The organism is Micromonospora sp. NPDC049662 (assembly GCF_040675055.1).
Taxonomy (GTDB): domain Bacteria; phylum Actinomycetota; class Actinomycetes; order Mycobacteriales; family Micromonosporaceae; genus Micromonospora.
Window position 1 is genome coordinate 1 of record NZ_JBFAOC010000079.1, and the last position, 26,835, is coordinate 26,835.

At 71.8% G+C, this 26,835-nt stretch carries 20 protein-coding genes and 1 pseudogene; 10 read left to right on the top strand and 11 right to left on the bottom strand.

Features of this window, described 5'->3' with window-relative positions; all coding sequences use genetic code 11:
• Positions 1 to 502: 502 nt before the first annotated feature.
• Positions 503 to 1,303 (bottom strand): MBL fold metallo-hydrolase, encoded by an 801-nt coding sequence (locus AB0J36_RS32020; protein WP_357126207.1) that lies wholly within the window; start codon positions 1,301 to 1,303, stop codon positions 503 to 505.
• Between the two features lie 138 nt (positions 1,304 to 1,441).
• Here AB0J36_RS32020 and AB0J36_RS32025 point away from each other — a divergent pair, with 138 nt between their 5' ends.
• A complete protein-coding gene (locus AB0J36_RS32025; RefSeq protein ID WP_357126204.1) occupies positions 1,442 to 2,659 on the top strand; it encodes an NADP-dependent isocitrate dehydrogenase in 1,218 nt (405 codons plus the stop codon).
• Positions 2,660 to 2,998: 339 nt separating this feature from the next.
• Here the strand turns inward: AB0J36_RS32025 and galT are convergent, their stop codons facing one another.
• The 4 genes from galT to AB0J36_RS32045 all read right to left on the bottom strand — a co-directional run bounded on the left by galT (position 2,999) and on the right by AB0J36_RS32045 (position 8,140).
• Positions 2,999 to 4,075, bottom strand: a complete 1,077-nt coding sequence (galT, locus tag AB0J36_RS32030) for a galactose-1-phosphate uridylyltransferase (protein ID WP_357399046.1) — start codon at positions 4,073 to 4,075, stop codon at positions 2,999 to 3,001.
• Complete coding sequence (locus AB0J36_RS32035; RefSeq protein ID WP_357126574.1) at positions 4,072 to 4,896, bottom strand: DeoR/GlpR family DNA-binding transcription regulator; 825 nt, start codon at positions 4,894 to 4,896, stop codon at positions 4,072 to 4,074. Before AB0J36_RS32035 ends, galT begins: the two co-directional genes overlap by 4 nt.
• Positions 4,897 to 5,008: 112 nt before the next feature.
• On the bottom strand, positions 5,009 to 6,538 hold the full coding sequence (cysC, locus tag AB0J36_RS32040) for an adenylyl-sulfate kinase (protein ID WP_357126197.1): 1,530 nt from the start codon (positions 6,536 to 6,538) through the stop codon (positions 5,009 to 5,011).
• Between the two features lie 87 nt (positions 6,539 to 6,625).
• Entirely contained in the window at positions 6,626 to 8,140 is a 1,515-nt protein-coding gene (locus AB0J36_RS32045; RefSeq protein WP_357174482.1) for a glycosyltransferase, read from the bottom strand.
• Positions 8,141 to 8,390: 250 nt separating this feature from the next.
• Here AB0J36_RS32045 and AB0J36_RS32050 point away from each other — a divergent pair, with 250 nt between their 5' ends.
• The 5 genes from AB0J36_RS32050 to AB0J36_RS32070 all read left to right on the top strand — a co-directional run bounded on the left by AB0J36_RS32050 (position 8,391) and on the right by AB0J36_RS32070 (position 12,559).
• On the top strand, positions 8,391 to 9,305 hold the full coding sequence (locus AB0J36_RS32050; RefSeq protein WP_357126191.1) for an ABC transporter ATP-binding protein: 915 nt from the start codon (positions 8,391 to 8,393) through the stop codon (positions 9,303 to 9,305).
• Complete coding sequence (locus AB0J36_RS32055) at positions 9,298 to 10,200, top strand: ABC transporter permease (protein WP_357126188.1); 903 nt, start codon at positions 9,298 to 9,300, stop codon at positions 10,198 to 10,200. Before AB0J36_RS32050 ends, AB0J36_RS32055 begins: the two co-directional genes overlap by 8 nt.
• Entirely contained in the window at positions 10,200 to 11,114 is a 915-nt protein-coding gene (locus tag AB0J36_RS32060) for an ABC transporter ATP-binding protein (protein ID WP_357126185.1), read from the top strand. The genes AB0J36_RS32055 and AB0J36_RS32060 overlap by 1 nt, the downstream gene beginning before the upstream one ends.
• Before the next feature lie 4 nt (positions 11,115 to 11,118).
• Positions 11,119 to 11,829: an ABC transporter permease subunit gene (locus tag AB0J36_RS32065; protein WP_357126182.1), complete on the top strand. Its 711-nt coding sequence runs from the start codon at positions 11,119 to 11,121 to the stop codon at positions 11,827 to 11,829.
• A gap of 85 nt (positions 11,830 to 11,914) precedes the next feature.
• Positions 11,915 to 12,559 carry a hypothetical protein gene (locus tag AB0J36_RS32070; protein ID WP_357174485.1) on the top strand — a complete coding sequence of 215 codons (645 nt, stop codon included), beginning with the start codon at positions 11,915 to 11,917 and terminating at the stop codon, positions 12,557 to 12,559.
• 47 nt (positions 12,560 to 12,606) lie between these two features.
• Here AB0J36_RS32070 and valS read toward each other — a convergent pair whose 3' ends face one another.
• The 5 genes from valS to AB0J36_RS32095 are packed head-to-tail and all read right to left on the bottom strand — an operon-like array spanning position 12,607 to position 21,049.
• A complete protein-coding gene (valS, locus tag AB0J36_RS32075) occupies positions 12,607 to 15,171 on the bottom strand; it encodes a valine--tRNA ligase (protein ID WP_357174488.1) in 2,565 nt (854 codons plus the stop codon).
• Between the two features lie 56 nt (positions 15,172 to 15,227).
• On the bottom strand, positions 15,228 to 17,108 hold the full coding sequence (locus AB0J36_RS32080) for an ABC transporter ATP-binding protein (protein WP_357126173.1): 1,881 nt from the start codon (positions 17,106 to 17,108) through the stop codon (positions 15,228 to 15,230).
• Positions 17,105 to 19,033 carry an ABC transporter ATP-binding protein gene (locus tag AB0J36_RS32085; protein WP_357174492.1) on the bottom strand — a complete coding sequence of 643 codons (1,929 nt, stop codon included), beginning with the start codon at positions 19,031 to 19,033 and terminating at the stop codon, positions 17,105 to 17,107. The genes AB0J36_RS32080 and AB0J36_RS32085 overlap by 4 nt, the downstream gene beginning before the upstream one ends.
• A gap of 37 nt (positions 19,034 to 19,070) precedes the next feature.
• The gene (locus AB0J36_RS32090; protein ID WP_357126167.1) at positions 19,071 to 19,580 is read right to left on the bottom strand and encodes a methylated-DNA--[protein]-cysteine S-methyltransferase; all 510 of its coding nucleotides are present in this window, start codon (positions 19,578 to 19,580) and stop codon (positions 19,071 to 19,073) included.
• The gene (locus tag AB0J36_RS32095; protein ID WP_357392350.1) at positions 19,577 to 21,049 is read right to left on the bottom strand and encodes an AlkA N-terminal domain-containing protein; all 1,473 of its coding nucleotides are present in this window, start codon (positions 21,047 to 21,049) and stop codon (positions 19,577 to 19,579) included. The genes AB0J36_RS32090 and AB0J36_RS32095 overlap by 4 nt, the downstream gene beginning before the upstream one ends.
• A gap of 242 nt (positions 21,050 to 21,291) precedes the next feature.
• Here AB0J36_RS32095 and AB0J36_RS32100 point away from each other — a divergent pair.
• Positions 21,292 to 21,717, top strand: a pseudogene (locus tag AB0J36_RS32100) (hypothetical protein); the annotation flags it as partial.
• A 424-nt stretch (positions 21,718 to 22,141) separates the two neighbouring features.
• On the top strand, positions 22,142 to 22,876 hold the full coding sequence (locus tag AB0J36_RS32105; RefSeq protein ID WP_363661507.1) for a peptidase E: 735 nt from the start codon (positions 22,142 to 22,144) through the stop codon (positions 22,874 to 22,876).
• Between the two features lie 7 nt (positions 22,877 to 22,883).
• On the opposite strand, the gene AB0J36_RS32110 is transcribed toward AB0J36_RS32105, so the two are convergent.
• Positions 22,884 to 23,228 carry a hypothetical protein gene (locus AB0J36_RS32110; RefSeq protein ID WP_357174497.1) on the bottom strand — a complete coding sequence of 115 codons (345 nt, stop codon included), beginning with the start codon at positions 23,226 to 23,228 and terminating at the stop codon, positions 22,884 to 22,886.
• A 109-nt stretch (positions 23,229 to 23,337) separates the two neighbouring features.
• Here AB0J36_RS32110 and ychF point away from each other — a divergent pair, with 109 nt between their 5' ends.
• Both ychF and AB0J36_RS32120 read left to right on the top strand, forming a co-directional pair.
• The gene (gene ychF, locus AB0J36_RS32115; RefSeq protein WP_357126155.1) at positions 23,338 to 24,423 is read left to right on the top strand and encodes a redox-regulated ATPase YchF; all 1,086 of its coding nucleotides are present in this window, start codon (positions 23,338 to 23,340) and stop codon (positions 24,421 to 24,423) included.
• Positions 24,424 to 24,886: 463 nt separating this feature from the next.
• A partial coding sequence (locus AB0J36_RS32120; RefSeq protein ID WP_363661508.1) for a glycoside hydrolase family 2 TIM barrel-domain containing protein occupies positions 24,887 to 26,835 on the top strand: 1,949 nt, incomplete at its 3' end.

Sequence of the window (26,835 nt, forward strand, 5' to 3'; positions counted from 1 at the left end):
CCCTCCCCCACTCTTTCCGTTGGGGCCTAAATCTCCTCCTTTTTACCCCCCCCCCCCCCCCCGAGGGGCCCCCCGCCCACCCCGCCCCGCCCTTCTCGCACTCCCTCCCACCCCCGCGCCACCCCCACCCGGCCGCCCGCGCCACATCCCGGCCTGCGCCCACCTAACCCGGTGATCAAGAGGTTCGCGTCACCAAAACCCCGATTCCTGACGCAAACCTCTTGATCACGGGGGTGCCGCCGGGGTCCGTACCTCGATCCACGCGTCGATCATGGAGTTATTGCCCGGACACGCCGAGTGGGAAGGCAATGATTTCGTGATCGACGGGGGCGGGCCGGGCAGTCGCCGGGCGGGTAGGAGGGCGGGCCGGGCAGGCGGAGAGTGGGCCGGGCAGTCGCCGGCCGGGTAGGCGGAGATCGGGCCGGAGGCCGGGTGGGCCGGGCAGGCGGGGGCGGGGCGGGCGGGGTCGGGGTGCGGGGTACGGGGGGCTGGCTGGGCGGGGTTAGGGGTGGGGGGTGAAGGGGGTGGTTAGGTGGGGGGTGGCCAGCAGGGTGGGGTTTGCCGTGGTCAGGGTGGTTTCCCGGGAACGGCGGGCTTCGTCGGGGTCTTCCTCGTGGGCGTACGCCAGGGTGGGGTCGACCAGTTGCACCGTGTGGACCAGGAGGTCGCCGGTGATCAGCAGGCGCTCGTCGGCCACCGTCACGAGCACCGACTGGTGGCCGGGGGTGTGTCCGGGGGTGGACAGCAGTCGTACCCCCGGGGTGAGGTCTGTCTCGCCGTCGACCACCCGGAGCTGGCCGGCGGCGCGCAACGGCGCGATCAGGCCGGCCGGCAGGCCCGGGTTGAGCGTCCGGGCCGCGTCCACCTCGGCGCGCTGCAGCAGGTAGCTCGCGTTCGGGAAGTACGGCCGGCCGGGTGTGCCGGTGACCGCCCAGCCGATGTGGTCGCTGTGCAGGTGGGTCAGTACGACCGTGTCGACGTCGGTGGGGTCGATGCCGGCGGCGGCCAGTTCGGCGGGTAGCCGGCCGGGCACCGGCGCCCAGCTCGCGGCGGGCGCGTCGGTCGGGCCGATTCCGGCGTCGACCAGGGTCACCGGTCCGTCGCCGGAGCGGATCGCGAAGCTGCGGAACGGCAGCCACCACTGCCCGTCTGCGGTGACCGAACCAGGGTCGCGGCGGTCGGCCTCCGCCCAGTGTGCGGCCGTGGCGTGCGGAAATACCTCGTCGCGGGGCTGGAAGAACGCGCCCTCTCCGTCGGTGAGCGCGGTGATCGTGATAGACCCGAGAGTGCGGCTCAGTGGCATCGCGCGATCGTGTCAGGGAACTGCTGTGCCGTGCAGCCCCGGTTTCACCGGTCGGCCGAGGCCGGCTGGGGGCTGCCGGCCCAATTGCAGTACGCTCGTACTGCTTGAGCACGTGTCCCCCGAGAGGAGCGCCGGCCGATGGCGAAGATCAAGGTAAACAACCCGGTCGTGGAGCTCGACGGCGACGAGATGACCCGGATCATCTGGAAGCAGATCCGCGAGCAGCTGATCCTGCCCTACCTCGACGTCGACCTGCACTACTACGACCTGTCGATCCAGTACCGCGACGAGACCGACGACCAGGTCACCATTGACGCCGCCAACGCCATCAAGGAGCACGGCGTCGGCGTCAAGTGCGCCACCATCACCCCGGACGAGGCCCGGGTCGAGGAGTTCGGCCTGAAGAAGATGTGGCGGTCGCCCAACGGCACCATCCGCAACATCCTCGGCGGCGTCGTCTTCCGTGAGCCGATCATCATGTCCAACGTGCCGCGGCTGGTCCCCGGCTGGACCAAGCCGATCATCATCGGCCGGCACGCCCACGGTGACCAGTACAAGGCCACCGACTTCGTCGTCCCCGGCCCGGGCACGGTGACCATCACCTACACGCCGGCCGACGGCGGCACGCCGATGGAGATGGAGGTCGCCAACTTCCCCGGCGGCGGCATCGCCATGGGCATGTACAACTACGACGAGTCGATCCGGGACTTCGCCCGCGCCTCGTTCCGGTACGGCCTGGACCGCAACTACCCGGTCTACATGTCGACCAAGAACACCATCCTCAAGGCGTACGACGGCCGGTTCAAGGACATCTTCGCCGAGGTGTTCGAGTCCGAGTTCAAGGCGGAGTTCGACGCCGCTGGACTGACCTACGAGCACCGGCTCATCGACGACATGGTCGCCGCCGCGCTCAAGTGGGAGGGCGGGTACGTCTGGGCCTGCAAGAACTACGACGGTGACGTGCAGTCCGACACCGTGGCGCAGGGCTTCGGCTCGCTGGGTCTGATGACCTCGGTGCTGCTCTCCCCGGACGGCCGTACCGTCGAGGCCGAGGCGGCGCACGGCACGGTCACCCGGCACTACCGGCAGTACCAGAAGGGCGAGAAGACCTCGACCAACCCGATCGCGTCGATCTACGCCTGGACCCGGGGCCTGGCCCACCGGGGCAAGCTGGACGGCACCCCGGCGGTCACCGAGTTCGCCAACACCCTGGAGCAGGTCATCGTCGACACCGTCGAAGGCGGCCAGATGACCAAGGACCTCTCGCTGCTCATCTCGCGCGACGCCCCGTGGCTGACCACCGACGAGTTCATGAACGCGCTCGACGAGAACTTGGCCCGCCGGCTCTCCGCCTGATTCGACAGCACCAGCACCGGAGCCCGTCGGCACCCGCCGGCGGGCTCCGGTGTGTCCGGCGGGTGACACGCGTGCGGCGTCACCCCGGCCCGGCACGTCTCGTTGACCAGGGTGGACGAGATGCCAGTCGCGTCCAGAAGGTTGACCGAGGTCGACCGCGGTCTGCGTGCCGATCTGCCAGCCTTCCCGGCTGTGTCGCGCACAGCCAGCCGTCCCTTCCCTGCGGGGGGCCCTGTCCCGGGCCCCCCGCGCCCTGTTCTCCAGCAGGCGGCCGGCGCGCTGGCAGGTGTTAGGAAGGGCCCCCTCCTATACACGAGGCGTTAAGAAGGTGCCCTTCCTTCAGGCGGCGCGTAGTAGTTCGGCGGCGCGTTCGGGGGAGATGTCGTTGATGAAGACGCCCATCCCCGACTCGGAACCGGCCAGGTACTTCAGCTTGTCCTTGGCCCGCCGGATGCTGAACAGCTGAAGGTGCAGGTGGCCCAGTTCGCGGTCGATGCGCACCGGCGCCTGGTGCCATGCCGCGATGTAGGGCATCGGCATGTCGAACAGCCCGTCGAAGCGGCGCAGCAGATCCAGGTAGAGCGGCCCGAAGGCGTCCCGCTCGCCGTCGTCGAGGGCCGGGATGTCCGGCACCACGCGCCGTGGTGCGACGTGCACCTCGAACGGCCAGCGGGCCGCCGCCGGCACGAACGCCGTCCAGTGCTCGTTCTCGGTGACGACGCGGTCGCCGGCCGCGCGTTCGGCGGCCAGCACGTCCGCGTACAGGTTGCCTCCGCCGGTGCGCTCGGCGTGCCGGCGGGCCGCGGCCAGCAACGCCCGGGTGCGCGGCGTCACGAAGGGGTACGCGTAGATCTGCCCGTGCGGGTGGTGCAGCGTGACGCCGATCTCGACACCCCGGTTCTCGAAGCAGAAGATCTGCTCCACCCCGGGCAGTTCGCCGAGCACCTCGGTCCGGTCGGCGAGCGCGTCCAGCACGGTGCGGACGCGGCGCGGCGGGAGGCTGGCGAAGGAGGCGTTGTGGTCGGAGGTGAAGCAGACCACCTCACACCGCCCCTGGCCCGGTCGGACCGGTGTGAACGGGGTGATCTCGCCGGGCTCGTCGGCGACCCGGCCGCTCAACGAGGGGAACCGGTTCTCGAAGACCACGACGTCGTAGTTCGGTGCGGGGATCTCGGTCAGCCGGTCGCCCTCGGACGGGTCGAGCGGGCACTCGTTCGCGGGCGGCAGGAACGTACGGGTCTGCCGGTGCACGGCCACCGCCACCCACTCGTCGGTCAGCGGGTCGTAGCGCAGTTGCGACGCGGGTGGCGGCGGCGGCAGGTCACGGCGGTCCGGCTGGTCGCGGACGGCGTCGTCGTTCTCGTCGAAGTAGATCAGTTCCCGGCCGTCGGCCAGGTTGATCGCGGTGCGCTTCACGGCGCCGTCCCCTCACTCGTCGGCGTGCGCGTCGCGCGGCCCGCCCTCGTCGCCTTAACCATGATCAGTTGGCCCACCTGTTCGCCGAGTACCCGTCGCGCGGTCGGAGGCAACGCCTCGTCGCTGACCAGTACGTGGGCTGCCGCCAGCTCGACGATCGAGGAGATGCCGACCGTGCCCCACTTCGTGTGGTCGGCGAGCACCACCAGCTGGTCCGCCGCGGCGACCAGCGCCCGGTCGATCTCGGCTTCCATCAGGTTCGGGGTGGTGAAGCCGGCCCGCTCGGTGATGCCGTGGACGCCGAGGAAGAGCAGATCGAGGTGCAGCCGGCGGACGGCCCCGACCGCGAGCGGTCCGACCAGCGCGTCCGACGGCGTCCGGACGCCGCCGGTGAGCACCACCGTCTGGTCGGACCGACCGCCGGCGTGCAGGATCTCGGCTACCGGCAGTGAGTTGGTCACCACGGTCAGGCCGGGAACCTCCACCAGCCGGCGGGCCAGTTCGGCGGTGGTGGTGCCGGCGGAGAGGGCGACCGCCGCGCCGGGCCGGACCAGCGCCGCGGCCCGGTCCGCGATGGCGGCCTTCTCCGGTAGTTGCCGGACGGACTTGGCGTGGAAGCCCGGCTCGTCGGTCGAGCTGGTGCCGGCCGCGGTCGCTCCGCCGTGCACCTTGGCCAGCAGGCCGCGCTCGTGCAGCGCCTCCAGATCGCGCCGGATGGTCATGTCGGAGACGCCGAACTCGGTCGCCAGGTCGCTCACCCGGACACCGCCGGTGGCACGGACCCGATCGAGGATGGCCGACTGCCGCTGCCGTGCGAGCATCCGCCGTGCCTCCCAGGGTCCACGTACTCTCACGCGGTCGAACGTGTTCCAACAAAGATGAACACTAGCGCGTGCCCGGAACCGGCGGAAGGAAAGGGGGCGGGGCGAACGGTCAGGCTGACTGGATCTTCAACTCCACCCAGCCGGTCTCGGTCAGGTGATCCAGTACGGCCTGCACCGCCTCCGCGATGCTCACGCGGGAGGTGTCCAGCACCAGGTCCGCGTCCGTCGGCTCCTCGTACGGGTCGTCGATGCCGGTCATCCCGGTCAGCAGACCGGCGCGGGCCCGCGCGTACAGGCCCTTGCGGTCCCGTTGCTCGCACACCTCGAGCGGTGTCGCGACGTGCACCAGCACGAATCCCGCCCCGGCGGCCAGGGCCATCTCCCGTGCCGTCGCACGGGCCGCCGCGTACGGGGCGATCGGGCAACAGATGCCCATGCCGTGGTGCCGGGCGATCTCGGCCGCCACCCACCCGATCCGACGGACGTTGAGATCCCGGTCGGTCTTGCTGAAGCTCAACCCGGCGGAGAGTTCGCGGCGTACCACGTCGCCGTCGAGGAGGGTCACCGACCGGTCGCCGTTCTCCCGCAACGCGTCCGCCAGCCCTCGGGCGACGGTGGACTTGCCGGAGCCGGAGAGGCCGGTCAGGAACACCACGAGCCCCCGGTGCCGGCGCGGCGGCCGAGCCCGGGCCAACTCCTTCGCCACCGCCGGAGGGGTGTGCCACTCGGGCAGGGGGAAGCCGCGGTCGAGCAGGTCCTCGATCTCCTCCTGGGTGAGCGCGAGACGCCGGTTACGTGGCGGAATGTCCTCCCGCCAGCGCCACTGCCCGTCCCGGTTGTCGTACGCCAGCTCGCGCGGCACCAACACCCGCAGGCCCGCCCCGGAGAGCATCTCCCCGGTGGAGAGCAGGTGGGTGACCCCGTACGCGGCGGAGACACGGGCCCGCAGCAGCGCGTCGCTGATCTCGTCGCGGCGGTGCGACAGCGGCACGGCAACCAGGGTGGCCGGGGGCATCCGGTCGCGGGCGGCGAAGATCGTACGCACCAGCGCCTCCGGTGCGAGCCCACCGACACCGCCCTCGCCGACCGGGATCATCACCAGCAGGTGGGCGGCCAGGGTACGGGCAGCGTGCGCGATCTGGGCCAGCTGTGGCCGGTGCAGCGGACGGTCGGCGATGACTCCGAGCACGCGGCCCGGGGGAAGTAGCGCCCGAACCTCCTCGGGGCTGCGTCGCAACCGCTGGAACGGGCCCTGGGCGCCGTCGCCGAGCCGCCGGAGCGGGCCACCCAGGCCCGCGACGCCGTCGCGCACCGGCCAGACGTCCGTCACCTGAAGGGCGGCGGCCGGCGCGCCCTCGGCGTCGGTCAGCACCAGCGCCCGGCGGGCCTCATCACGCGGATCGAAGCCCTGTGCCAGCGCGGCCGGCACCTGCAGGGTCACCGGCACCTGCCACGGTGTGCCGTCGGCCAGCCGGCCGCGTCGACTCACCGACACCAGGTCGGCACGGGTCATGAAGCCGGTCAGGGGGGCGTACGCGCCGGTCAGCAGCAGCTCCAGATCCGCGAGCTCACCGGGACGCGGCGTGTACGCCGGCGCGTCCCGGAGCACCTCGTCGGGCAGCACCCAGCCGTTGCTCATCCACACCCCCCACTCGCTGACGGCACACAGTTTCGCAGCCGACCGCCGATCGGTCGAGGCCGCCACTCCACGACCTGAGCGGTCGGGTCAGCGACGGACCCGGCGCCCCACCGCCGACCGCAGCCAGTTCCAAGCCTTCCGCTCGTCCCGGATCCTCGGCGTCGCGCCGTCGGCCGGGCAGATGAAGAGCAGCGGCAGCCGCGCGTCCTCGGTCCATCCGGCGTTGGTGATCCGTGCCTTGAGGAGCCAGCTACCCCGCGTACGACCGCCGTTGAGGGCTCGGAAGTCGATCGTGGTGGTGGCGCGGTGCACCAGATGGACGGTGTCGGCGCCGCCGGGCGTGGCGACCCGCTCGACCTGGAACTTCACCGGCAGGAAGATCTCGTCACCGGTCTCCCGGCGGCGGGCGACCACGTCCAGTCGAGCCTTGCGGACCTGCGCGGTGGAGTCGAGCACGTCGGAGGGGATCTCGTCCACCGGGAGCACCAGCACGTCGCGTTCGCCGTCGGAGCGGAAGCCGATCGGCTGGTCCGCGGAGCGCAGCTCGGCGGCCACGCCCACGGTGACGGCGTGCTCGTCCGGCTCCAGGGCGTCGATCCTGGCTCTCCCGGCGATGCCCGACTCCCACTTGGCCAGCCGCCGCAGGTCCGCGACCCGCCCCCGCTCGACCAGGTACGCCACGGCTCGTTGCAGCGGCGGCAGGCCAGCCGCGACCCCGGGGGCGAACCGCTCCTGGATGATCTTCTGGGCCTCGGCGGCGACCTGCTCCACCCAGTCCTCGGGAGCGTCCAGGAGCCGCTTGCCGCGCAGCCGGTTGAGCATTTCGTTGCGCAGCCACCGCCGGTGCAACCGGTCGCGCAGCGGCCCCGGCTCGGTGTGGGCGGTGACGACGTCGAGCGCGTCGCGCACGCTCGCGAAGTAGCTCGCCGGCTCCAGCCGGGCCGCGGTGACGTTCTTGGCATCGGGCCGCTGGGTGTGGTGGTAGCAGGTGTAGTCGGACAGCACGCAGGTGCGGCGGGACGCGAAGTAGGCGCGTACGACGAGCGAATGGTCCTCGAGCCGCCGCTTACCGCCCTCCGGGAACCGCAGCTTGTGCTCGTCGAGGAAGGCGCGGCGGAACAGCTTGTGGCAGGTCAGGCTGTCGATCAGCGGCGCGTTCTCCAGGGTGGCGTCGAAGCGGTTCTTGCGGAACAGCTCCCGGGGCACACCGCGCCCGTGCCCGGCCATCTTCCCGATCACCAGGTCCGCGTCGTACTTCTTCGCGCAGTCGTAGAGCCGTTCCAGCGCCTGGTCGGCGAACCAGTCGTCGTCGTCGGCGAAGAACACGTACTCGCCTCGGGCCCGCTCGATCCCGATGTTGCGCGGGCGCGACGGCCAGCCGGAGTTCTCGATGTGCACCACCTGGATGTGCGGGTGCTTGGCGGCCAGCCGGTCCAGCCGCGCGCCCGTGCCATCGGTGGACCCGTCGTCGACGAAGATCGCCTCGAACTCGTCGGCTGGTAGCGACTGGCTCAGCAGCGAGGCCACCAGCTTCTCGATGTGCGGGCCGCAGTTGTACGCGGGCACCACGACACTGACCTTGGGGACGCCAACCTCGACCATCACGATCCTTCCCGCGTCGGCGGTCGAATATCCCCCGGAACACTGCCCGGTGAACGGGAAGTGAATCGTGCCACCCCGGAGCGGACTTTCCGGCGGCGGGGTCTGGGTGAGCGCGGGACCGGCGCAAACGTTCGCCTCGGCCCGACCGCCCGCACGAAACAGACCCTAGGGGTACGGCGCCGCGAGGATCAGGGGAGCGCCGGGGGCGCGCCGGTGTCGACCTGGGGCATCGACTCCCTACGCTGGCCTGGTGACACTGATCGCGACCCAGTCGCTCACCAAGACGTACGGAGGTCGGGTCACCGCGCTCACCGACCTCACCGTCGCCGTCGAGCCCGGGATCATCGGCCTGGTGGGGGCGAACGGCGCCGGCAAATCCACCTTGATCAAGATTCTGCTCGGCCTGATCGCTCCGACGAGCGGGCAGGTCTCGGTGCTCGGCATCGACCCGACCACCGAACCGGCGGCGGTCCGCGCCCGCGTCGGCTACATGCCCGAGCACGACTGCCTCCCACCCGACCTGTCCGCCGCCGAGTTGGTCACCCACCTCGGGCGGATCAGTGGCCTGCCGCGCACGGTGGCCCGCGAGCGCGCCTCCGAGGCGTTGCGTCACGTCGGGCTCTACGAGGAGCGCTACCGGCCGGTGGGCGGCTACTCCACCGGCATGAAGCAGCGGGTCAAGCTGGCCCAGGCGCTGGTGCACGACCCCGACCTGCTGTTGCTGGACGAGCCGACCAACGGTCTGGACCCGGCCGGGCGGGACGCCATGCTGGCGTTGGTGCACCGGATCGGCACCGAGTTCGGCATCTCCGTGCTGGTGTGCTCGCACCTGCTGGGCGAGGTGGAGCGGATCTGCGACACGCTGATCGCCATCGACGGTGGCCGGCTGCTGCGCGCCGACCACATCTCCGCCATGACCTCGGCCACCGACGTGCTGGCCGTCGAGGTCAGCGAGGGCACCGAGGAGCTGGCGGCCCGACTCACCGCGCTCGACCTGCCGGTGGCGCGCGACGGCCGGCTGCTGCTCGTACCGCTCGCCGACGACAGCACCTACGACCTGATCCTCGGCGCGGTCGCCGAACTGGACCTGCCGCTGCACCGGCTGGACCAGCGCCGGCACCGGGTGGCCGAACTCTTCGCCACGAGGGAGCTCACCCATGCCTGAGCCGTCATCCGCCGTCCGGTCCGCGCCGGCCGGTGTCATCCACGACATCGGCTACCAGCGCTACGAAGGCCCCCGCCTGGGCCGCCGGCACGTCTTCGGCGCGCTCTACCTGCACGGGCTGCGCACCATCTTCGGGCTCGGTCGCAGCGCCAAGGCCAAGATCTTTCCGTGGTTGGTGATCGGCATCGTCACCCTGGTCGCGGTGGCCCTGGCCGCCGTGCGCAGCCAACTCGGTGAGCCGGTCGCCACGTACGCCCAGTTCGCCGACGCGATGAGCTGGCTGGTCCTGTTCTTCGTCGCGGTGGCCGCCCCGGAGCTGGTCTCCCGCGACCTGCGCAGTGGTGTGCTGCCGCTCTACTTCTCCCGCCCACTGCCGCGCGCCGACTACGCGATCGCCAAGCTGCTGGCGCTCGTCACCGGCCTCTGGCTGCTGCTCGGTGGACCGCAACTGATCATGTTCCTGGGTGCCGCGTTCACCACCAAGGACGGCCTGAAGGGCGTCTGGAACGAGCTGCTCGACCTGCTCCCCGGTCTGCTCTACGCCGGGCTGTGGGCGGTGGTCTTCGCCTCGGTGGGGCTGCTCGTCGCGTCGCTGACCGGCAAGCGCGCGTTCGCCGCCGGTGGGGTGGTCGCCGTCTTCCTGATGACCACCCCGATCGTGGGCGTGCTGAGCATCCTGCCGTCGAACACGGCCAACGAACTGGCCGGCATGGCCTCGCCCTCCACCCTCGTGCAGGGGGTCGGCATCTGGTCGCTGGGTGACCTGCTGGTCGAGGGCGATCCGGGCGAGATGATGATCGGCCGATTCGGCCCGGTCTACGCCCTGGTGGCGGTGCTGCTGGTCGCCGGGGCGACCACCCTCCTGCTGGCCCGCTACCGGAAGGTCGCCTCCTGATGAGCAGCACCCTGAGCCTGACCGGGGTGTCCCGGTGGTACGGCAACGTGGTGGCCGTCAACGACATCAGCATGATCCTCGGCCCCGGGGTGACCGGTCTGCTCGGCCCGAACGGCGCCGGCAAGACCACGCTGCTGCACATGATGGCCGGATTCCTCGCCCCGTCGCGCGGCACGGTGACCCTCGACGACGAGCCGACCTGGCGGAATCCCGCCGTCTACCGCCGGCTGGGCCTGGTCAGCGAGCGGGAGGCGGTGCAGAGCTTCCTCACCGCGTACGAGTTCGTGCTCGCCAGCGCCAAGCTGCACCGACTGGCCGACCCGGCGGCGGCCGCCCGACGCGCCATCGACCTGGTGGAGTTGGAGTCGGCGCAGGACCGCCGGATCGGCACGTACTCCAAGGGCATGCGACAGCGCGCGCGGGTGGCCGCGGCGCTGGTGCACGACCCGCAGGTGCTGCTGCTCGACGAGCCGTTCAACGGGATGGACCCGCGTCAGCGGCTGCACATGATGGATCTGCTGCACTCCCTCGGCGACTCCGGCCGGACGATCCTGTTCAGCTCGCACATCCTGGAAGAGGTCGAACAGGTCTCCGGCACGGTGCAGGTGATGGTGGCGGGCCGGCTGGCCGCCTCCGGCGACTTCCGGACCATCCGCCGGCTCATGACCAACCGGCCGCACGTCTTCGCGGTGCGCTCCACCGACGACCGGGCGCTGGCCGTCGCACTGATCGCCGAGCCGTCGGTGAGCGGTGTCGAGCTGGACCGCGCCGGCCTGACCGTGCGCGCCGGCGACTACGGCGCCTTCACCCGGGCGCTGCCCCGGATCGCCCTGCGCCAGGGCATCCGGGTGCGTCAGTTGGTGCCGTCCGACGAGTCCCTGGAGAGCGTCTTCTCCTACCTGGTGGAGGCCTGAGAACATGTCGACCATTACCTGGATCACCGCGCGCGGCCTGTTCGGCCGGCGGCGGTTCCTCCTCCTGCTGCCCCTGCCGCTGGTGCTGCTCGGCCTGGCCGTCCTTTGCCGGTCCCTGGGCGTGGACCCGGGCGAGTGGGGCCCGCCGGTGCTGGTCGGCCTCGGCCTGGCGGTGGTGCTGCCGGTGGTGGCCCTGATCATCGGCACGGGCGTGCTGGGCGCCGAGATCGACGACGGCACGGTCGTGCACATCCTCACCAAGCCGCTGCCGCGCTGGCAGATCGTGCTGCCGAAGCTCGCGGTCGCCACCGGGGTCACCGCGGCCACCGTCGCGGTGCCGCTCTACGTCGCGGGCGTGCTTGCCGATTCGGTACGCCTCGGACTGGCGCTCGCCGCCGCGTCCGCGTTCGGCGCGCTCGCGTACTCGGCGCTGTTCCTCGCGCTCAGCCTCATCACCCGGCGTCCGGTGCTGCTCGGCCTCGTCTACGTGCTGATCTGGGAGGGGCTGCTGGGCAACTTCGTCAGCGGCACGAAGGTGCTCTCCATCCAGCAGTACGTGATCGCGCTCGCCGACCGGCTCGCCCCCAGCGGGCTGCTGGAGACCAGCGTGTCGGTGCCGGTGGCCGGCGTGATGACCGCGCTGGTGAGCGTCGGCTTCACCGTGCTGGCGATCGACCGCCTGCGCTCGTTCAGCGTGGCCGGCGAGACGAGCTGAGGCGTGCGGAGTCCGGCCAGCCCTCCGGCGACGGGTAGGGCTGGCCGGATGGACCGGGCGGGCCCCACCCACGAGGCTGGTGGACGTGACTGTCGAAGCGGAGCGCAGACCCTTGGCTGACCCGTACTCCCGCCGTAGCCGGGCGTGGCTGATCAGCCTCGCCGCTGCCGGCCTCGCGTCCGCGACGGTCGCGACGGCCGCCCAGGGCAGCGGCCGGTTCCACTGGTGGGCCGGCTTCATCCTGATCCCGGCCGCGCTGATCGCGGCCAGCGGCGGCCCGCTGCTGGCCCGCGGCGGTGGTCGCGCCTTCGCGGGTTACGTCGTCGCCTGCGTCGGGGCACTGGCGTTCGTGGTGGGCGCGCTGCTGATGTTCGGCGCGATGGGTGAGGGCTGGCCACTGCTGGTGGTGCTGCCCTGCCTGGCGGTGGCCGGCACGTACGGCTGGCATGCGGCTCACCCGCTGGCCCGTGGTCTGCACCGCGCGGTGGCGCTGCTCGCGCTGACCGGCGCGCTGGTCGGTGTGACCCTGCAACTGCTCCACGCCCGGGTGATCCACCTGGAGACGGGTTGGTGGGGCGCGTTCATGATGCTCGCCGGGGTCATCGTGCTGGGCAACGCGGCTGAGCTGGCCCGGCACCGGATGCCGTACCGGCTCCAGGCGATCACCCTGCTGGTCGGGCCCTCCGTGGTGGCCTTCCTGCTCGGCCTGCGCTTCCTGCGCGGCTGGTGACGGCCGGTCCGCCGCCGCCCCCGGGGGGTGGGCGGCGGCGGACCCGGTCAGAAGGCGCAGGCGATGACGAGGTCCGGGGTGCGGTCCGGCAGCAGGTCGAGCTTGCCGATCCGGCCCGCCGCCCGCAGGTCGTCGGCGACCAGGGTGAGCTGCTCCAGCATCGCCGCCGGGCCGAGCGCCTCGGCCAGCGGCACCTCCGCCTTCATCGACAGTTTCCGCTCCGACTTGGCCCGCCGCACCTGGCCCAACGCGTCCCCGGCCAGCCGCAGCAGCGCGGGCTCGCCCGTCCCCTCGATCGCGCGGGCCACCTCGTAGGTGGTGGGCCAGGGCGCGCGGTGCACCGACCCGTACCGCCACCACGACCAGATCTCCTCGGTGACGTACGGCAGCACGGGCGCGAACAGCCGCAACTGCACCGACAGCGCCGAGGCCAGCGCCGCCCGCGCCGAGTCGGCCGCCGCTCCGGTGCCGTACGCCCGTTCCTTGACCAACTCGATGTAGTCGTCGCAGAACCGCCAGAAGAACGCCTCGGTCACCTGGAGGGCGGCCGTGTGGTCGTACCCGTCGAAGGCCGTGCTCGCGGCGCTCACCACCGTGCCCAGTTCGGCGAGCATGGCGCGGTCGAGCGGGGTCGTCGTGGCGGCGCGCAGCGCGTCCGCGGCGCCCAGGCCGAGCGCGAACTTCGACGCGTTGAGCAGTTTGGTGGCCAGCCGGCGGCCGACCTTGATCTGCGCCGGGTCGAAGGCCAGGTCCATGCCGGGCTTGCCGCTGGCCGCCCAGTAGCGCACCGCGTCCGAGCCGTGCTGCTCCAGCAGCGCGAGCGGGGTGACCACGTTCCCCTTGGACTTGGCCATCTTCTTGTGGTCCGGGTCGAGGATCCAGCCCGACAGCACGGTGTCCCGCCAGGGCAGCACCCCGTGCTCGAAGTGCGAACGGACCACGCTGTCGAAGAGCCAGGTTCGGATGATCTCCTGCCCCTGCGGGCGCAGGTCCATCGGGAAGACCTGCGCGAACAGCTCCGGGTCGGTCTCCCAGCCGCCGACGATCTGCGGCGTCAACGACGAGGTCGCCCAGGTGTCCAGCACGTCCGGGTCGCCGATGAAGCCGCCCGGCCGCCCGCGCTGCGACTCGTCGAAACCGGGCGCCGGGTCACTGGACGGGTCGACCGGCAGCGTCGACTCGTCCGGCGTGAGAGGGTGGGACCAGTCCGGCTCGCCAGTGTCGTCGAGCCGGTACCACACCGGCACCGGCACTCCGAAGAAGCGCTGCCGGCTCACCAGCCAGTCGCCGGTCAGGCCGCCCACCCAGTTGTCGTAGCGGTGTTTCATGTGCGCCGGCACCCAGTGCAGCTCCGCGCCCCGGGCCAGCAGCGTCGCCCGCAGTTCGGCGTCCCGTCCGCCGTTGCGCAGGTACCACTGGCGCGTGGAGACGATCTCCAGTGGCCGGTCGCCACGCTCGTAGAACTTCACCGGGTGGGTCACCGGACGCGGCTCTCCGATCAGGTCACCCGCGTCGGCCAGCATCCCGACGATCTCCCGGCGCGCGCCGTTGACGGTCTGCCCGGCCAGCCCCGCGTACGGCGCCGCGGGCACCCCGGCCGGCGGCTCCGGCAGCAGACGGCCGTCCCGGCCGATCACCACCCGGGTGTCCAGCTGTAGCTCACGCCACCAGGTCACATCGGCGAGGTCGCCGAACGTGCAGACCATGGCGATGCCGGTGCCCTTCGCGGGATCGGCGAGCGGGTGGGCGCGCACCGGCACCTCGACGTCGAACAGCGGGCTGCGCACGGTCGCGCCCACCAGGTCGGCGTACCGCTCGTCGTCGGGGTGGCAGACCAGCGCGACGCAGGCCGGCAGGAGCTCCGGCCGGGTGGTGTCGATGAGCACCTCGCGCCCGCCGGGCCCGGCGAACCGCAGCCGGTGGTACTCGCCGGGACGTTCCCGGTCCTCCAGCTCGGCCTGGGCCACCGCGGTGGCGAAGCCGACGTCCCACAGCGTCGGCGCCTCCGCCTGGTACGCCTCACCCCGGCGCAGGTTGCGCACGAACGCCCGCTGGCTGGTGGCGCGGGCCATCCGGCCGATCGTCGTGTACGTCAGGGACCAGTCCACCGAGAGCCCGAGCCGCCGCCAGAGGGCCTCGAAGACCTGCTCGTCGGCGACCGTCAGCCGCTCGCACAGCTCGATGAAGTTGCGCCGCGAGATCGGCGTCGGGTCGCGTCGGGCGGCGTCGTCGACCGGGGTGGCCGGCGGCCGCCACACCGGGTCGTACGCCAACGCCGGGTCGCAGCGCACCCCGTACACGTTCTGCACGCGACGTTCGGTGGGCAGCCCGTTGTCGTCCCAGCCGATCGGGTAGAAGACCGCCTTGCCCCGCATCCGCTGGTAGCGGGCGACGGTGTCGGTGTGCGTGTACGAGAAGACGTGCCCCATGTGCAACTCGCCCGATACGGTCGGCGGCGGTGTGTCGATGGAGTACACGTCTTTCCGCTCCCGGGAACGGTCGAACGCGTACGTGCCCTCCTCCTGCCAACGCTGCGCCCAACGCTCCTCGAGCCCGTCCAGACTGGGACGCTCGGGAACGCCGGCGCGGGCGGTCCTCGCCGTATCGGTCATCTGCCGATCGTAGGCATCAGCCGGGTGCCGAGCCACGCAGTTGCGTATCGCCGGTCCTACCCGAGCGAGTCGCGCCACTGCCGGTGCAGGGCCGCGTACCGGCCGCCGGACCCGACCAGCACGGCCGGCGGGCCGTCCTCGACGACCTTCCCGCCGTCGACGACGAGCACCCGGTCGGCCGTCTCCACTGTGGAGAGGCGGTGTGCGATCACCAGCGCCGTCCGGTCCCGCAGGATGGTGCCGAGCGCGCGTTGCACCAGCCGTTCCGTCGGCACGTCCAGCGACGACGTCGCCTCGTCGAGGATCAGCACGGTCGGGTCGGCGAGGAACGCCCGGGCGAACGCGACCAGTTGTCGCTGGCCGGCGGAGAGCCGCCCGCCGCGCCGGTGCACCTGGGTGGCGTACCCGTCGGGCAACGCGGCGATGAACTCGTGCGCGCCGATCGCCTGGGCGGCGGCCCGCACCTCGGCGTCGTCGGCGCCCGGCCGGCCGAACCGGATGTTCTCCGCCACCGTGCCGCTGAACAGGTGGTTCTCCTGCGTCACGAGCACCACGGCGCGGCGCAGGTCGGCGTCGCACACCGCGCGCAGGTCGATGCCGTCCAGCAGGACCGTGCCGGCGTCCGGGTCGTGGAACCGGGCCACGAGCTTGGCGATGGTCGACTTGCCCGCGCCGGTCGGCCCGATCAGCGCGACCGTCTGCCCGGCCGGCACCCGCAGGTCCAGTCCGGCGAGGATGGGGGTGTTCGCGCGGTAGCCGAACGAGACGCCCCGGAAGGTCAGCTCGCCGTGACCGGGGCCGCGCGGCAGCGGCACCGGCCGGGCCGGCTCGGCGACGCCGGGCCGTTCGTCGAGCACCCCGGCCAGCTTCTCGAGCGCCGCCGTCGCCGACTGCAACGAGTTGTAGAACTGGCTCAGCTCCTGCATCGGCTCGAAGAAGCGTCGCAGGTAGAGCAGGAACGCGGCGAGCACGCCGACCTCGGTCCGCCCGCCGAGCACCCGCCACCCGCCGTAACAGAGCACGACCGCGACCGTGAGGTTGCCGATCAACTTGATCGCCGGCGAGTACGTGGCGATCAGCCGGAACGCGTGCAGGCTCGCCCGCCGGTAGTCGTCCCCGAGCGTCACGAAGATCCGCTGGTTGCGCGGCTCCCGACGGAACGTCTGCACCGCCCGGATGCCCCGCATCGACTCGACGAAGTGCACGATGACCAGCGCGACGGCCTCCCTCGTCCGCCGGTAGGCGGTGGCCGAAGCCCGGGCGAACCAGCGGGAGAGCCAGAACAGGAACGGGAACGCGAGCAGCGTCACCGCGGCCAGTGGCAGGTCCAGCCAGAGCAGGATGGCGGCCACCGACAGGATCGACAGCGCGGCGAGCACCAGGCTGTCGATTCCCCCGTCGACCAACTCGGCGATGCTGTCCAGGTCGCTGGTGAGGCGGGACACCATCCGACCCGAGGTGTACCGCTCGTGGAAGCCCACCGACAGTCGTAGGAAGTGCCCGAACACCCGCTGTCGCAGGTCCAGCAGGACGGCCTGGCCGATGCGGGCGGAGAGGGTCAGGAAGCCTCGGCGGGCCGCGTACTCCGTCACGGCGGCGGCGGCGAACGCCCCGGCCACGGCGACCAGCGGGGTGGCGTTCCCGGCGCGCAGCGGGGCGATGGCGCGATCGATGCCGATCATGACCAGGTACGGGCCGGCCATCGCGGCGGCGTTCTGCGCGAGCAGCAGACCGACGGCGGCGGCGAGTCGTCCCCGATGCGGGCGCAGCAGGTCGGCCAGCAGGGCCCGGCTGTGCCGGCGCAGCCGGGCGACGGCCTCCGGGGTGTCCTCCTCGGCCCGACTCCGGTCGGCCTCCGGGTCGGTGGCCGTCCCCCGCCAGCGGGCCAGCTCCGGCTCCCCCTCGGGAGACGGATCGGCCTGCTCCGGGGTTGTCACGAGCGCACCAGGCCCCAGCCGTCCGAGGTGGACGCGCCGGGCCCCGGCGGCCCGACACCCCCGGGCCCGGTTCCGGCTGGGTGGACGGCGGCGGCCGGTTGCGCGGGTGGTGGCTCGGCGGCTCCGGGGTGAGCCGGTTGCGCGGGTGGTGGCTCGGCGGCGAGCAGCGCCCGGTAGGCGGGCACGGTGGCGAGCAGTTCCGAGTGCCGGCCGATCGCGGCGATCCGTCCACCGTCGAGCAGGGCGACGCGGTCGGCCAGCGCGATCGTCGATGGTCGGTGCACCACCAGCAGGGCGGTGCTGGCCCGCAGCACCTGCCGTAGCGCCGCCTCCACCAGCGCTTCGGTGTGCACGTCAAGGGCGGACAGCGGGTCGTCGAGCACCAGCAGCGCCGGGCGACCGAGCACCGCCCGCGCCAGGGCCAACCGCTGCCGCTGGCCCCCGGAGAGGGACAACCCCTGCTCACCCACGCGGGTGGCCAGGCCCCACGGCAGGTCGTACGCGAAATCGGCCTGTGCCAGCGCGAGGGCCGCGCGGACCTCGTCGTCGCCGGCGTCCGGGCGGCCCAGGGTGAGGTTCTCCCACACCGACATGGAGAAGAGGGTGGGCTCCTCGAACGCCACCCCGACCAGCCGGCGCAGCGAGGCCAGCCGCAGGTCGCGCAGGTCGTGCCCGTCGAGGGTGATCCGGCCGCCGGTCACCTCGTGCAGTCGGGGCACCAGCGAGAGCAGGGTGCTCTTGCCGCAGCCGGTGGCACCGACCAGGGCCAGCGTCTCGCCGGGCTCGATGGTCAGGTCGATCTCGTCGAGGACGCCGGTGGCCGCGCCCGGGTAGCGGAAGGCGACCCGTTCGAAGCGGAGCCGACCCTGGACCGCGTCGCGGCTGAGCGTGAGCGCGTCGGGAGCGTCCACGATCTGCGGTGGAGTGTCCAGCACCTCCTGGACCCGGTCGGCGGCGGTGGCGGCCTCCTGCCCGTTGGCGATGATCCAGCCCAGCGACTGCACCGGCCAGATGAGCATCAGTTGGAGGCTGGCGAACGCCACCAGCTCCCCGATCGTGAGCACTCCCCGCGCGGCGGCGGCGGCACCGGCGACCAGCACCACGCCCAGCGTCAGGTTGGGCACCAGGTCGAGCAGCGCCGCCGTGTTCGCCAGCAGCCGGCCCTTGCCCACGCCGGTGTCGTGCAGCGCCCGGGCCCCGTCGGCGAAGCGGGCGGCCAGCTCGGGCCCTCGCCCGTACGCCTTCATGGTGCGCAGGCCCTGCGCGGTCTCCTCGACCAGCGTCGCCACGTCGCCCTGCTGGTCCTGCATCCGCCGGGACGCGGTGTGGTAGTGCCGACCGAACCGGCGGGTGATCAGCAGCAGTGGCACGGCGCTGGCCGCGACCAGCAACCCGAGCGCCGCGTGCAGGTGGATCAGCAGCAGCACCACCACCACGTAGGTGGTCAGGTTGAGCACCAGGAAGAAGACACCGAAGGACAGGAACCGGCGGATCACCGACAGGTCGCTGGTGATCCGGGAGAGCAGTTGGCCGGACTGCCAACGGTCGTGGAAACTGGCCGGCAGCCGTTGCAGGTGCGCGTAGACGTCGGCGCGCAGTGCCGCCTCCATGCCCACCGCCGAGGACGACTGCACCCACCGACGGATGAAGATGAGCACCGCCTCGACCACGCCGAGCAGCAGCGCCAGAGCACCGAGTTGGAGCAGGCCCGCGGGCTCGTGGCGGGCCACCGGCCCGTCCACCACGCGCTGCACCACCAGGGGTACGGCGATCCCGGCGGCCGTGCCGGCGAGCCCGGCGACCAGCAACCAGGCGAACTCGGTGGCGTACGGGCGCAGGTAGCGGCGCAGCCGCCAGAGGTTGTGCACGGGGTGGCGGCCCGCGGCGACCGGGGCGGCCCGGTCGCCGTCGCTCTCCACAGGCACTACCCGACGGTAGCGTCATTGGGTGCCCGTGTAGTTGTCAGCTTGCCGTCAACCGCCGCTCATGACCGAGAAGCCACTTCTTCACGTCCAGCCCCCAGCGGTAGCCACCGAGGCTCCCGTCGGTACGCAGCACCCGGTGGCAGGGCACGAAGAGCGCCGCGGCGTTACGCGCGCAGGCGGCGGCCGCGGCCCGCACCGCGGGTGGCCGCCCGGCCAGCGCCGCGTATCCCGTGTAGGTGACCGGCGCGCCCGGCGGCACGTCCCGCAGCACCTGCCAGGCGTACGCCATGAACTCGCCGCCGGTGTGCTGCCGTACCGGCACCGAGTCGATGGCGGTGAGATCCCCGTCCAGGTAGGACCGAACGGCCACGGTGGTCGGCCCGAGATCGGCGCGTGGTCGTACCGGCGCTCGCAGACTCGGGTGGATCAGGGGCGGCAGCGCCTCCGGGTCGGGGGTGAAGCCGGCCGCCAGGACCTGACCGTCGCGGTCGGCGAGGATGCTCAGCGGACCGGTCGGGGTGGTCAGGACGGTGCTGTCGATGCTCATGCGGCTCTCCAGAGTCTGATCGTGGCGTAGGACCGCCAGGGGCGCCACCGTTCGGCGTGCGCGTCGAGGGTCGTGTGGGGTAGGCCGAGCGCCGTCGCGCCGCGGCGGATCGCGAGGTCGCTGTCGAGGAGGACGTCGGGGTCGCCGAGGGCGCGCATGGCGAGGTAGTCGGCGGTCCACGGCCCGATCCCGGGCAGCGCGAGCAGCCGCCGCCTGGTCTCCGCGCGGTCACCCCCCGGCGCGAGATCCACGGCCCCGTCCACCAATGCGCGGGCCAGCCCGCGAATGGCGTCCCGCCGCCGCCCCGGCATCCCGAACTCCCCGTCGGAGATCCCCAAAACCTCCTCCGGCGTGAGGAACCCCCGCAGGTCACCCCGTTGATCATGAAGTTGTTGTCGCGACACGCCGTCGTCGGTGGCAACAACTTCATGATCGACGCGGGTGGCCAGCAGGCGGGTCAGGGTGGTGCGGGCGGAGCGCACCGAGACCTGTTGGCCCACGATCGCGCGTACGGCCATTTCGAAACCGTCGACCGCGCGGGGGACGCGGATCCCGGGCTCGGCCGTCACCGCCGGGGCCAGGGCCGGGTCGGCCGCCAGCGTGGCGTCGACCGCCTCCGGGTCCGCGTCGAGGTCGAGCAGACGCCGGCAGCGGGCCACCGCCGGCGCGAGGTCGCGCAGGTCGGCCAGGCGCAGCGTCGCCGCCACGTGCCCGTCCGCCGGGGTCAGGGCCGCCTGGCCGGGGCCGTGTGGCAACCGCAACCCCCGGCGGTACGTCCCGTCGCGTACCTCCTCGACACCTGGCAGCGCGCGCAGCGCGAGGAAGTCCAGCAGCGCGTGGGCGTGCAGCGGCGGGCGGTACGCCAGCCGGAGCGTGATCGTCCCCGCCCCGATTGCCGCCAGGTGTCGGCCGCGAGCGGTCCGCAGTTCCGAGGGGGCGCTCGCGTACACCTCGCGGACCGTGTCGTTGAACTGCCGCACGCTGCCGAAGCCGGCGGCGAACGCGATCTCGGCCATCCCCAGCCCGGTCGTCTCGATGAGGATCCGCGCGGTCTGCGCACGCTGGGCCCGGGCCAGCGCGAGCGGCCCGGCCCCCATCTCGGCGCGCAGCATCCGGTGCAGGTGCCGTTCGGTGTAGCCCAGTCGGGCGGCCAGCCCCGGTACGCCGTCCCGGTCGACCACCCCGTCGGCGATCAGCCGCATCGCCCGGCCCACCACGTCGGCGCGGACGTCCCACTGCGGCGAGCCGGGCGCGGCGTCCGGCCGGCAGCGGCGGCAGGCGCGCAGCCCGGCGCCCTGGGCGGCAGCGGCCGACGGGAAGAACCGGACGTTCTGCCGCTTCGGCGTGATCGCCGGGCAGGACGGCCGGCAGTAGATCCCGGTCGACGTCACGCCGGTGTAGAACCAGCCGTCGAACCTCTGGTCGCGACTGTCCACCGCCCGGTAGCACCGTTCGAAGTCCATCTCCACGCCACCGATGATGCCCCGCTGCTCAAGCCGTCGGCTGGCGGAAATCAGACCCGACCATCACCACCCCCCGCACCCACCCCCGCTTTTCCCGGTGATCAAGAGGTTCGCGTCACGACACGCCGTACCCCGTGACGCGAACTTCTTGATCACCAGGGCGAGGAGGTGGGGGTGGGGGATTTCCGCCCGGGAGTGTCGGTCGTCCCGGGTAACGTCTCGCCACCAACTCAAGAAGGGGGGCGGCGATGGCGAGCGTTGCGGGTTGGGTGGCGGCGTCGACACACGGCTCGATTCCGCCGTTGCCCCGCGCCGTGGTGCAGTCCTTCTACCGCCGGATGCGGGCCGTCGCGCCGGCCGCCGTCGGCGCCATCGAACGGGACCGGTCCGCCGACCAGGGGGAGCCGTTCGCCGACACCGCCTGCGGCCGGCTGGTCCGGTCGCTCGACGAGGCCGGCCTGCGGGCGCTCGGCATGTGGACGCATCACCGGTGCATGCGTTTCTACGACGACGACACGACCGTCGGCCGGCGGCTGATCGCGGAGATCGCGGCCCGGCCCAGCCTCGGCTGGACGGCGGACGAGGTGCGCTGGATGCTGCGCGAGTCGAATTCCGCAGGCCCGGCGGCAGCGGACCGGTTCACCCTGCCCCGCGCCGCGTGCGCGCAACTGCCCGCGTCCGAGCGGCCGTGCGACGACCTGCCCGCCGAGATCGAGCCTCCCGCCGGAGGTGCGGCGGCGAGACACCGGCCCGATCCGCAGGCGACTCCGTCGGCCGCGTCGAGCGGCACCGCCGACCCGGCCAACGCGCGGCCCGCTCTCATTCCCCGGCAACGCCGCGCCGGCTGAGCGGGTTGGGCCGACGGCCCGCCGGCTGAGCGGGTTGGGCCGACGGCCCGCCGGCTGAGCGGGTTGGGCCGACGGCCCGCCGGCTGAGCGGGTTGGGCCGACGGCCCGCCGGCTGAGCGGGTTGGGCCGACGCCGTGTCGGAAGATCGACGGAGGTCGGGCAGGTCGACGCGCCCGAATGCTGATAGCCCCTGGACAATGATCGACTACGGCAGGATGGAGGGCAGAGCACACCGACGGAAGGATCGCTCATGCCCGCCAGCGAACCCACCATCCTCGCCACCAGCATGGGCTTCTTCCGTGGTGACCGGGGGCCGTCCGACCTGCGTCCCGGCCCGATCTTCGAGCTGGCCGCCGAGTTGGCCGAGGCCGGTCCGCAGCCACGGATCTGCTACCTCGGGCAGGCCGTCGGTGACCAGCCGACCTCGTTCACCGCTGTCTACGGTGCGTTCGCCGACACGCGGTTCCGTCTGTCGCACCTGGCGCTGTTCCCGATGCCGAACGTCGACGACGTCCGAACCCACCTGCTCGCCCAGGATGCGATCTGGGTGGGCGGCGGCAGCGTCGCCAATCTCGTCGCGGTCTGGCGGGTACACGGGCTGGACGAGATCCTGCACGAGTGCTGGCAGGCCGGCGTGGTGTTGGCCGGCGTCTCGGCCGGTTCGATCTGCTGGCACGTGGGCGGCGCCACCGACAGCTTCGGACCCCGTCTGCGGGGCTACACGGAGGCGTTGGGTTGGCTGCCGTACGGCAATGGCGTGCACTACGACAGCGAGAGTGAGCGCCGGCCGCTGATGCACGAGCTGGTCGGCGACGGGACGTTGCCGACCAGTCACTGCACCGACGACGGTGTCGGCCTGGTCTACCGGGGGACCCGCCTGGTCGAGGCGGTCGCCGACCGCGAGGGCGTCTCGGCGTACGAGGTGAGTCGTCGCGCGGACGGCAGTGTGCGGGAAGAGGTCATCGCGCCCCGCCTGCTCCGGTGAGCGCGGGTCAGACCCGATCCTCGAACGCGGCGCACACGGTCGCCCGCACCTGCTGCCCCTCGATCGCCCGCAGCAGCTCCCGGGCCAGGGCGATCTGCTGCGCCTCGTCGACCGACGGGTCCATCGGCGTCACCTCCACCCGCCACTGGAAATAGAGATAGCCGTCCTCGTCGGTGGCGGCGAGCCTCGGGTCGGCGCCCTCGTTGGTGTTGATCTCCAGCAGGTTGGCCCGGACGTCGACCGAGTCCCGGCGGTAGGGCTTCGCGTCGGGCAGCCGGGCGCGGATCAGGTCGAGCAGCTCCGCCGCCGTCAGCGGGCCGTCGACCATGATGAGGAACCGCAACGTCGGCACGTCTGCCACCTTGGCAGACGCGCTGAGGGGCGACCAGGGCCGCGTCCGGCCCGGTGGATTCGGAGCCGCGTGGACCGGTCCGCTCGGCACCGGCGTAAGCTGGCTCGTCGTGAGTCTCACCATCGGCATCGTCGGCCTGCCCAACGTCGGCAAGAGCACGCTTTTCAACGCGTTGACCAAGAACGACGTGCTGGCGGCGAACTACCCGTTCGCCACCATCGAGCCCAACGTCGGCGTGGTCGGGCTGCCCGACGAGCGGCTGGGCAAGCTCGCCGAGATCTTCTCCTCGCAGAAGGTGCTGCCGGCTCCGGTGTCGTTCGTCGACATCGCCGGCCTCGTGCGCGGCGCGTCGAAGGGGCAGGGGCGGGGCAACGCGTTCCTGGCCAACATCCGGGACGCCTCGGCGATCTGCCAGGTGGTCCGGGCCTTCTCCGACCCGAACGTGGTGCACGTCGACGGCAAGGTCTCCCCGGCCGACGACATCGAGACGATCAACACCGAGCTGATCCTCGCCGACCTGCAGACCCTGGACAAGGCGCTGCCCCGGTTGGAGAAGGAGGCCAAGCTCCGCAAGGACCGGGCCGCCGCGGTCGCCGCCGCGAAGCAGGCCATCGAGGTGCTGGACGGCGGCACCACCCTCTACTCCGGGGCCGCCGCCGCGAAGATCGAGCTGGAGCACCTTCGCGAGCTGCACCTGCTCACCACCAAGCCGTTCCTGTACGTCTTCAACGTCGACGAGGCCGAACTCGCCAACGAGGCGTTCCTCGACGAGCTGCGGGCCCTGGTCGCCCCCGCCGAGGCTGTCTTCATGGACGCCAAGATCGAATCCGAGCTGGTGGACCTGCCCGAGGAGGAGGCTCGCGAGCTGCTGGAGTCGATCGGCCAGAACGAGCCCGGCCTCAACCAGCTCGTCCGCGTCGGCTTCCGTACGCTCGGGCTCCAGACGTACCTCACGGCCGGCCCCAAGGAGGCCCGGGCCTGGACCGTCCCGGTCGGCGCGACCGCGCCGGAGGCCGCGGGTGTCATCCACAGCGACTTCCAGCGCGGCTTCATCAAGGCCGAGGTGGTCTCCTACGGCGACCTGGTCGAGGCCGGCTCGATGGCGGCGGCCAAGGCGGCGGGCAGGGTCCGCATCGAGGGCAAGGAGTACGTCATGCAGGACGGCGACGTCGTGGAGTTCCGCTTCAACGTCTAGGTGGGCCGCGTTCGCGCAGTTCACGGGCTACGTCACGCCTCCTTGGTCCGCAGGGAGTCCGCAGGCCGTTCGGCGAGACCCAGCGTTTCGGTCATCAGAGCGGCCGTCGCTTCGCGGGTCCGATCCTCGACCGTCGGCCACAGGTGGCTGTCTAGTGGCGTAGGTCGTGCAGTGTGAAGCCGGTGACCCCGGCGTCGACGGTGGTGCCGACCGGCCTTTCATCCTATCTTTGCTGCGGCTTTTGTCGGCATTGATGGAATTACAGGCTTCGGCACAAGATAGATGAGTCCAAATCCTTGACTCGGTGCCCATGTTGCCGGTTAATCACATCTACGTGTCGGCCGTGTTCACCCTCCCGGGTGACCGACGCCCCTGGCGGACCGTCGAATCGATTCGACTACTGCCAGCAGCGAAGCCTTGACCCGGAGTTGTAAGGCTGCTGGGTGAGTCACAGGAGGTTGCCGTGCATCGTACGAACGTCCGCTGGGGTGGCCGATTGTCGGCGTCGGCCAGAGGGCTGGCCGCGGCCGTGGCGCTCGCCCTGCCCCTGACGCTGGGTGGCCTGACCCTGGCGACTCCCGGGTCGGCCCTGGCCGTGCCGGTCGCGACGCAGAGTGTCGCGGCCGCCGGAGTTGACGGTGTGGCGGCCGGTAGCGCTGCGATCGCCTCGGTCGATCTGAGCGGGACGTGGAGCTTCACGCCCTCGGGTCGGGGAACGACGTCGATCGCGGTGCCCGGTGGCGGCTGGTACAAGCAGGGCTTCACCGACGTGAACGAGGCGGTGTACTCGCGCAGCATCACCGTGCCGGACTCGGGGCAGCCGCAGTCGACCTGGATCGAGTTCGGCGCCGTCAACCACCAGGCGACACTGTCGGTCGACGGCCGGGTGGTGGCGACCCAGACGACGGCGTTCACCCCGTCGAACTTCGACATCAGTAGCTACGCCGCACCGGGCACCACCCACACGATCAGCGTGCAGGTGAAGGGCCGCGGTGCGTTGCGGTCGTCCGACGGCAAGTACCTGGTCCCGATCGCGGCCGACTGGTCCGAGGCGGTACCGCAGGGCATCTACCGGTCCGCGTCCCTGCGGGTGTACCCGGCGGTGTACGTCAGCGACGCGTTCGTCCGTACCTCGGTGGCGAACCGCACCCTCAGCTACGACGTGTCGGTGACCAACTCCTCGGCCGCGACCAGAACGGTCACCCTGGGCGGGTCGATCACGTCCGACGGCGCGGGCTCTTTCAGCTACCCACAGTTGCCGCAGCAGAGCGTGACGGTGGCGGCCCGTTCGACGGCGAAGGTCACGGTGGGCCCCGTGGCGTGGGACCTCGGCGCCACCTCGTACTGGTGGCCCAACGTGCCGTACCGGTCCGGGTACCGGGCCCAACTGCACCGCCTGGCGATCCACGCCACCGCTGACGACGGCCGCACCAGTGACGCCACGTACCGCTTCGGGTTCCGGGAGAGCACGCAGAACAGCGAGTACTACTACCTCAACGGCGTGCGGGTGAACTTCCGCGGCGACAGCCTGCAGGGCGCCGACTACGACCGGGTCAACAACGGCGGGAAGGGCGACGCGTACGACACCCTGCCCGGCTTCCTGCCGCCGTCGTCTGGCAACGGCGGCTGGCCGCAGGCGGTGGACAACTACCAGCGTCTCAACTACAACGTGGTACGCATGCACATGGAACCGGCCAGCCCGTACATGCTCGACGTGGCCGACGAGATGGGCCTGATGGTCATCGACGAGACGGCCATCCGCAGTGGTTCCCAGGACTTCGTGTCCGGACGCACCAACATGGTGGCCCACGCTCGTGCGCTGACCCTGCGCGACCGCAACCATCCGGCGATCATCCGCTGGAGTCAGATCAACGAGCCCAGCTCCAACAGCAACGACTCGCAGCAGTTCCAACAGGACCTGTACGCGGTGATGAACGGCAACGACGGCACCCGGCCGATCAGCATCGACGCCGGCATTGGCGCGGACTCGCCCAGCCGGTACCCGGCCATGACCTACCCCAACTTCACCATCTTCGCGCACTACCTGGACGGCGTCGGCCGCTACGGCGAGGCCCTGAATCGCCACACCGGGCGCCCGGACGGCGAAGGCGAGTACATCTGGCCCGCCTGCAGCACCAAGCAGGGCTTCACATGGTTCGCCACCGCGACTGCCGCCAAGCGCGGCAAGGACGCCAGCGACCTACGCCCGTACACGCTGCTCTCCGCCTGGGCCAGCGTCGTACCCGGCGTGCGAACCACCGACTTCACCACGGAGGAGAACACTCGCCCGGTCTACGGCGCGGACAACCTGCCCGACCCGTGGAGCAACGCGCAGATCCAGCGTGTGCAGGCGGCGTTCAACCCGGTGGCCGCGATCGACCTCCCGTACTGGTCCGCCTCCGGCAATTCGGA

Excerpts from the sequence above, each read along its gene's own strand:
- AB0J36_RS32020 (WP_357126207.1), bottom strand. The coding sequence starts at position 1,303 with ATGCCACTGAGCCGCACTCTCGGGTCTATCACGATCACCGCGCTCACC.
- AB0J36_RS32025 (WP_357126204.1), top strand. The coding sequence starts at position 1,442 with ATGGCGAAGATCAAGGTAAACAACCCGGTCGTGGAGCTCGACGGCGAC.
- AB0J36_RS32035 (WP_357126574.1), bottom strand. The coding sequence starts at position 4,896 with ATGCTCGCACGGCAGCGGCAGTCGGCCATCCTCGATCGGGTCCGTGCC.
- cysC (WP_357126197.1), bottom strand. The coding sequence starts at position 6,538 with ATGAGCAACGGCTGGGTGCTGCCCGACGAGGTGCTCCGGGACGCGCCG.
- AB0J36_RS32045 (WP_357174482.1), bottom strand. The coding sequence starts at position 8,140 with ATGGTCGAGGTTGGCGTCCCCAAGGTCAGTGTCGTGGTGCCCGCGTAC.
- AB0J36_RS32055 (WP_357126188.1), top strand. The coding sequence starts at position 9,298 with ATGCCTGAGCCGTCATCCGCCGTCCGGTCCGCGCCGGCCGGTGTCATC.
- AB0J36_RS32060 (WP_357126185.1), top strand. The coding sequence starts at position 10,200 with ATGAGCAGCACCCTGAGCCTGACCGGGGTGTCCCGGTGGTACGGCAAC.
- AB0J36_RS32065 (WP_357126182.1), top strand. The coding sequence starts at position 11,119 with ATGTCGACCATTACCTGGATCACCGCGCGCGGCCTGTTCGGCCGGCGG.
- valS (WP_357174488.1), bottom strand. The coding sequence starts at position 15,171 with ATGACCGATACGGCGAGGACCGCCCGCGCCGGCGTTCCCGAGCGTCCC.
- AB0J36_RS32090 (WP_357126167.1), bottom strand. The coding sequence starts at position 19,580 with ATGAGCATCGACAGCACCGTCCTGACCACCCCGACCGGTCCGCTGAGC.
- AB0J36_RS32105 (WP_363661507.1), top strand. The coding sequence starts at position 22,142 with ATGCCCGCCAGCGAACCCACCATCCTCGCCACCAGCATGGGCTTCTTC.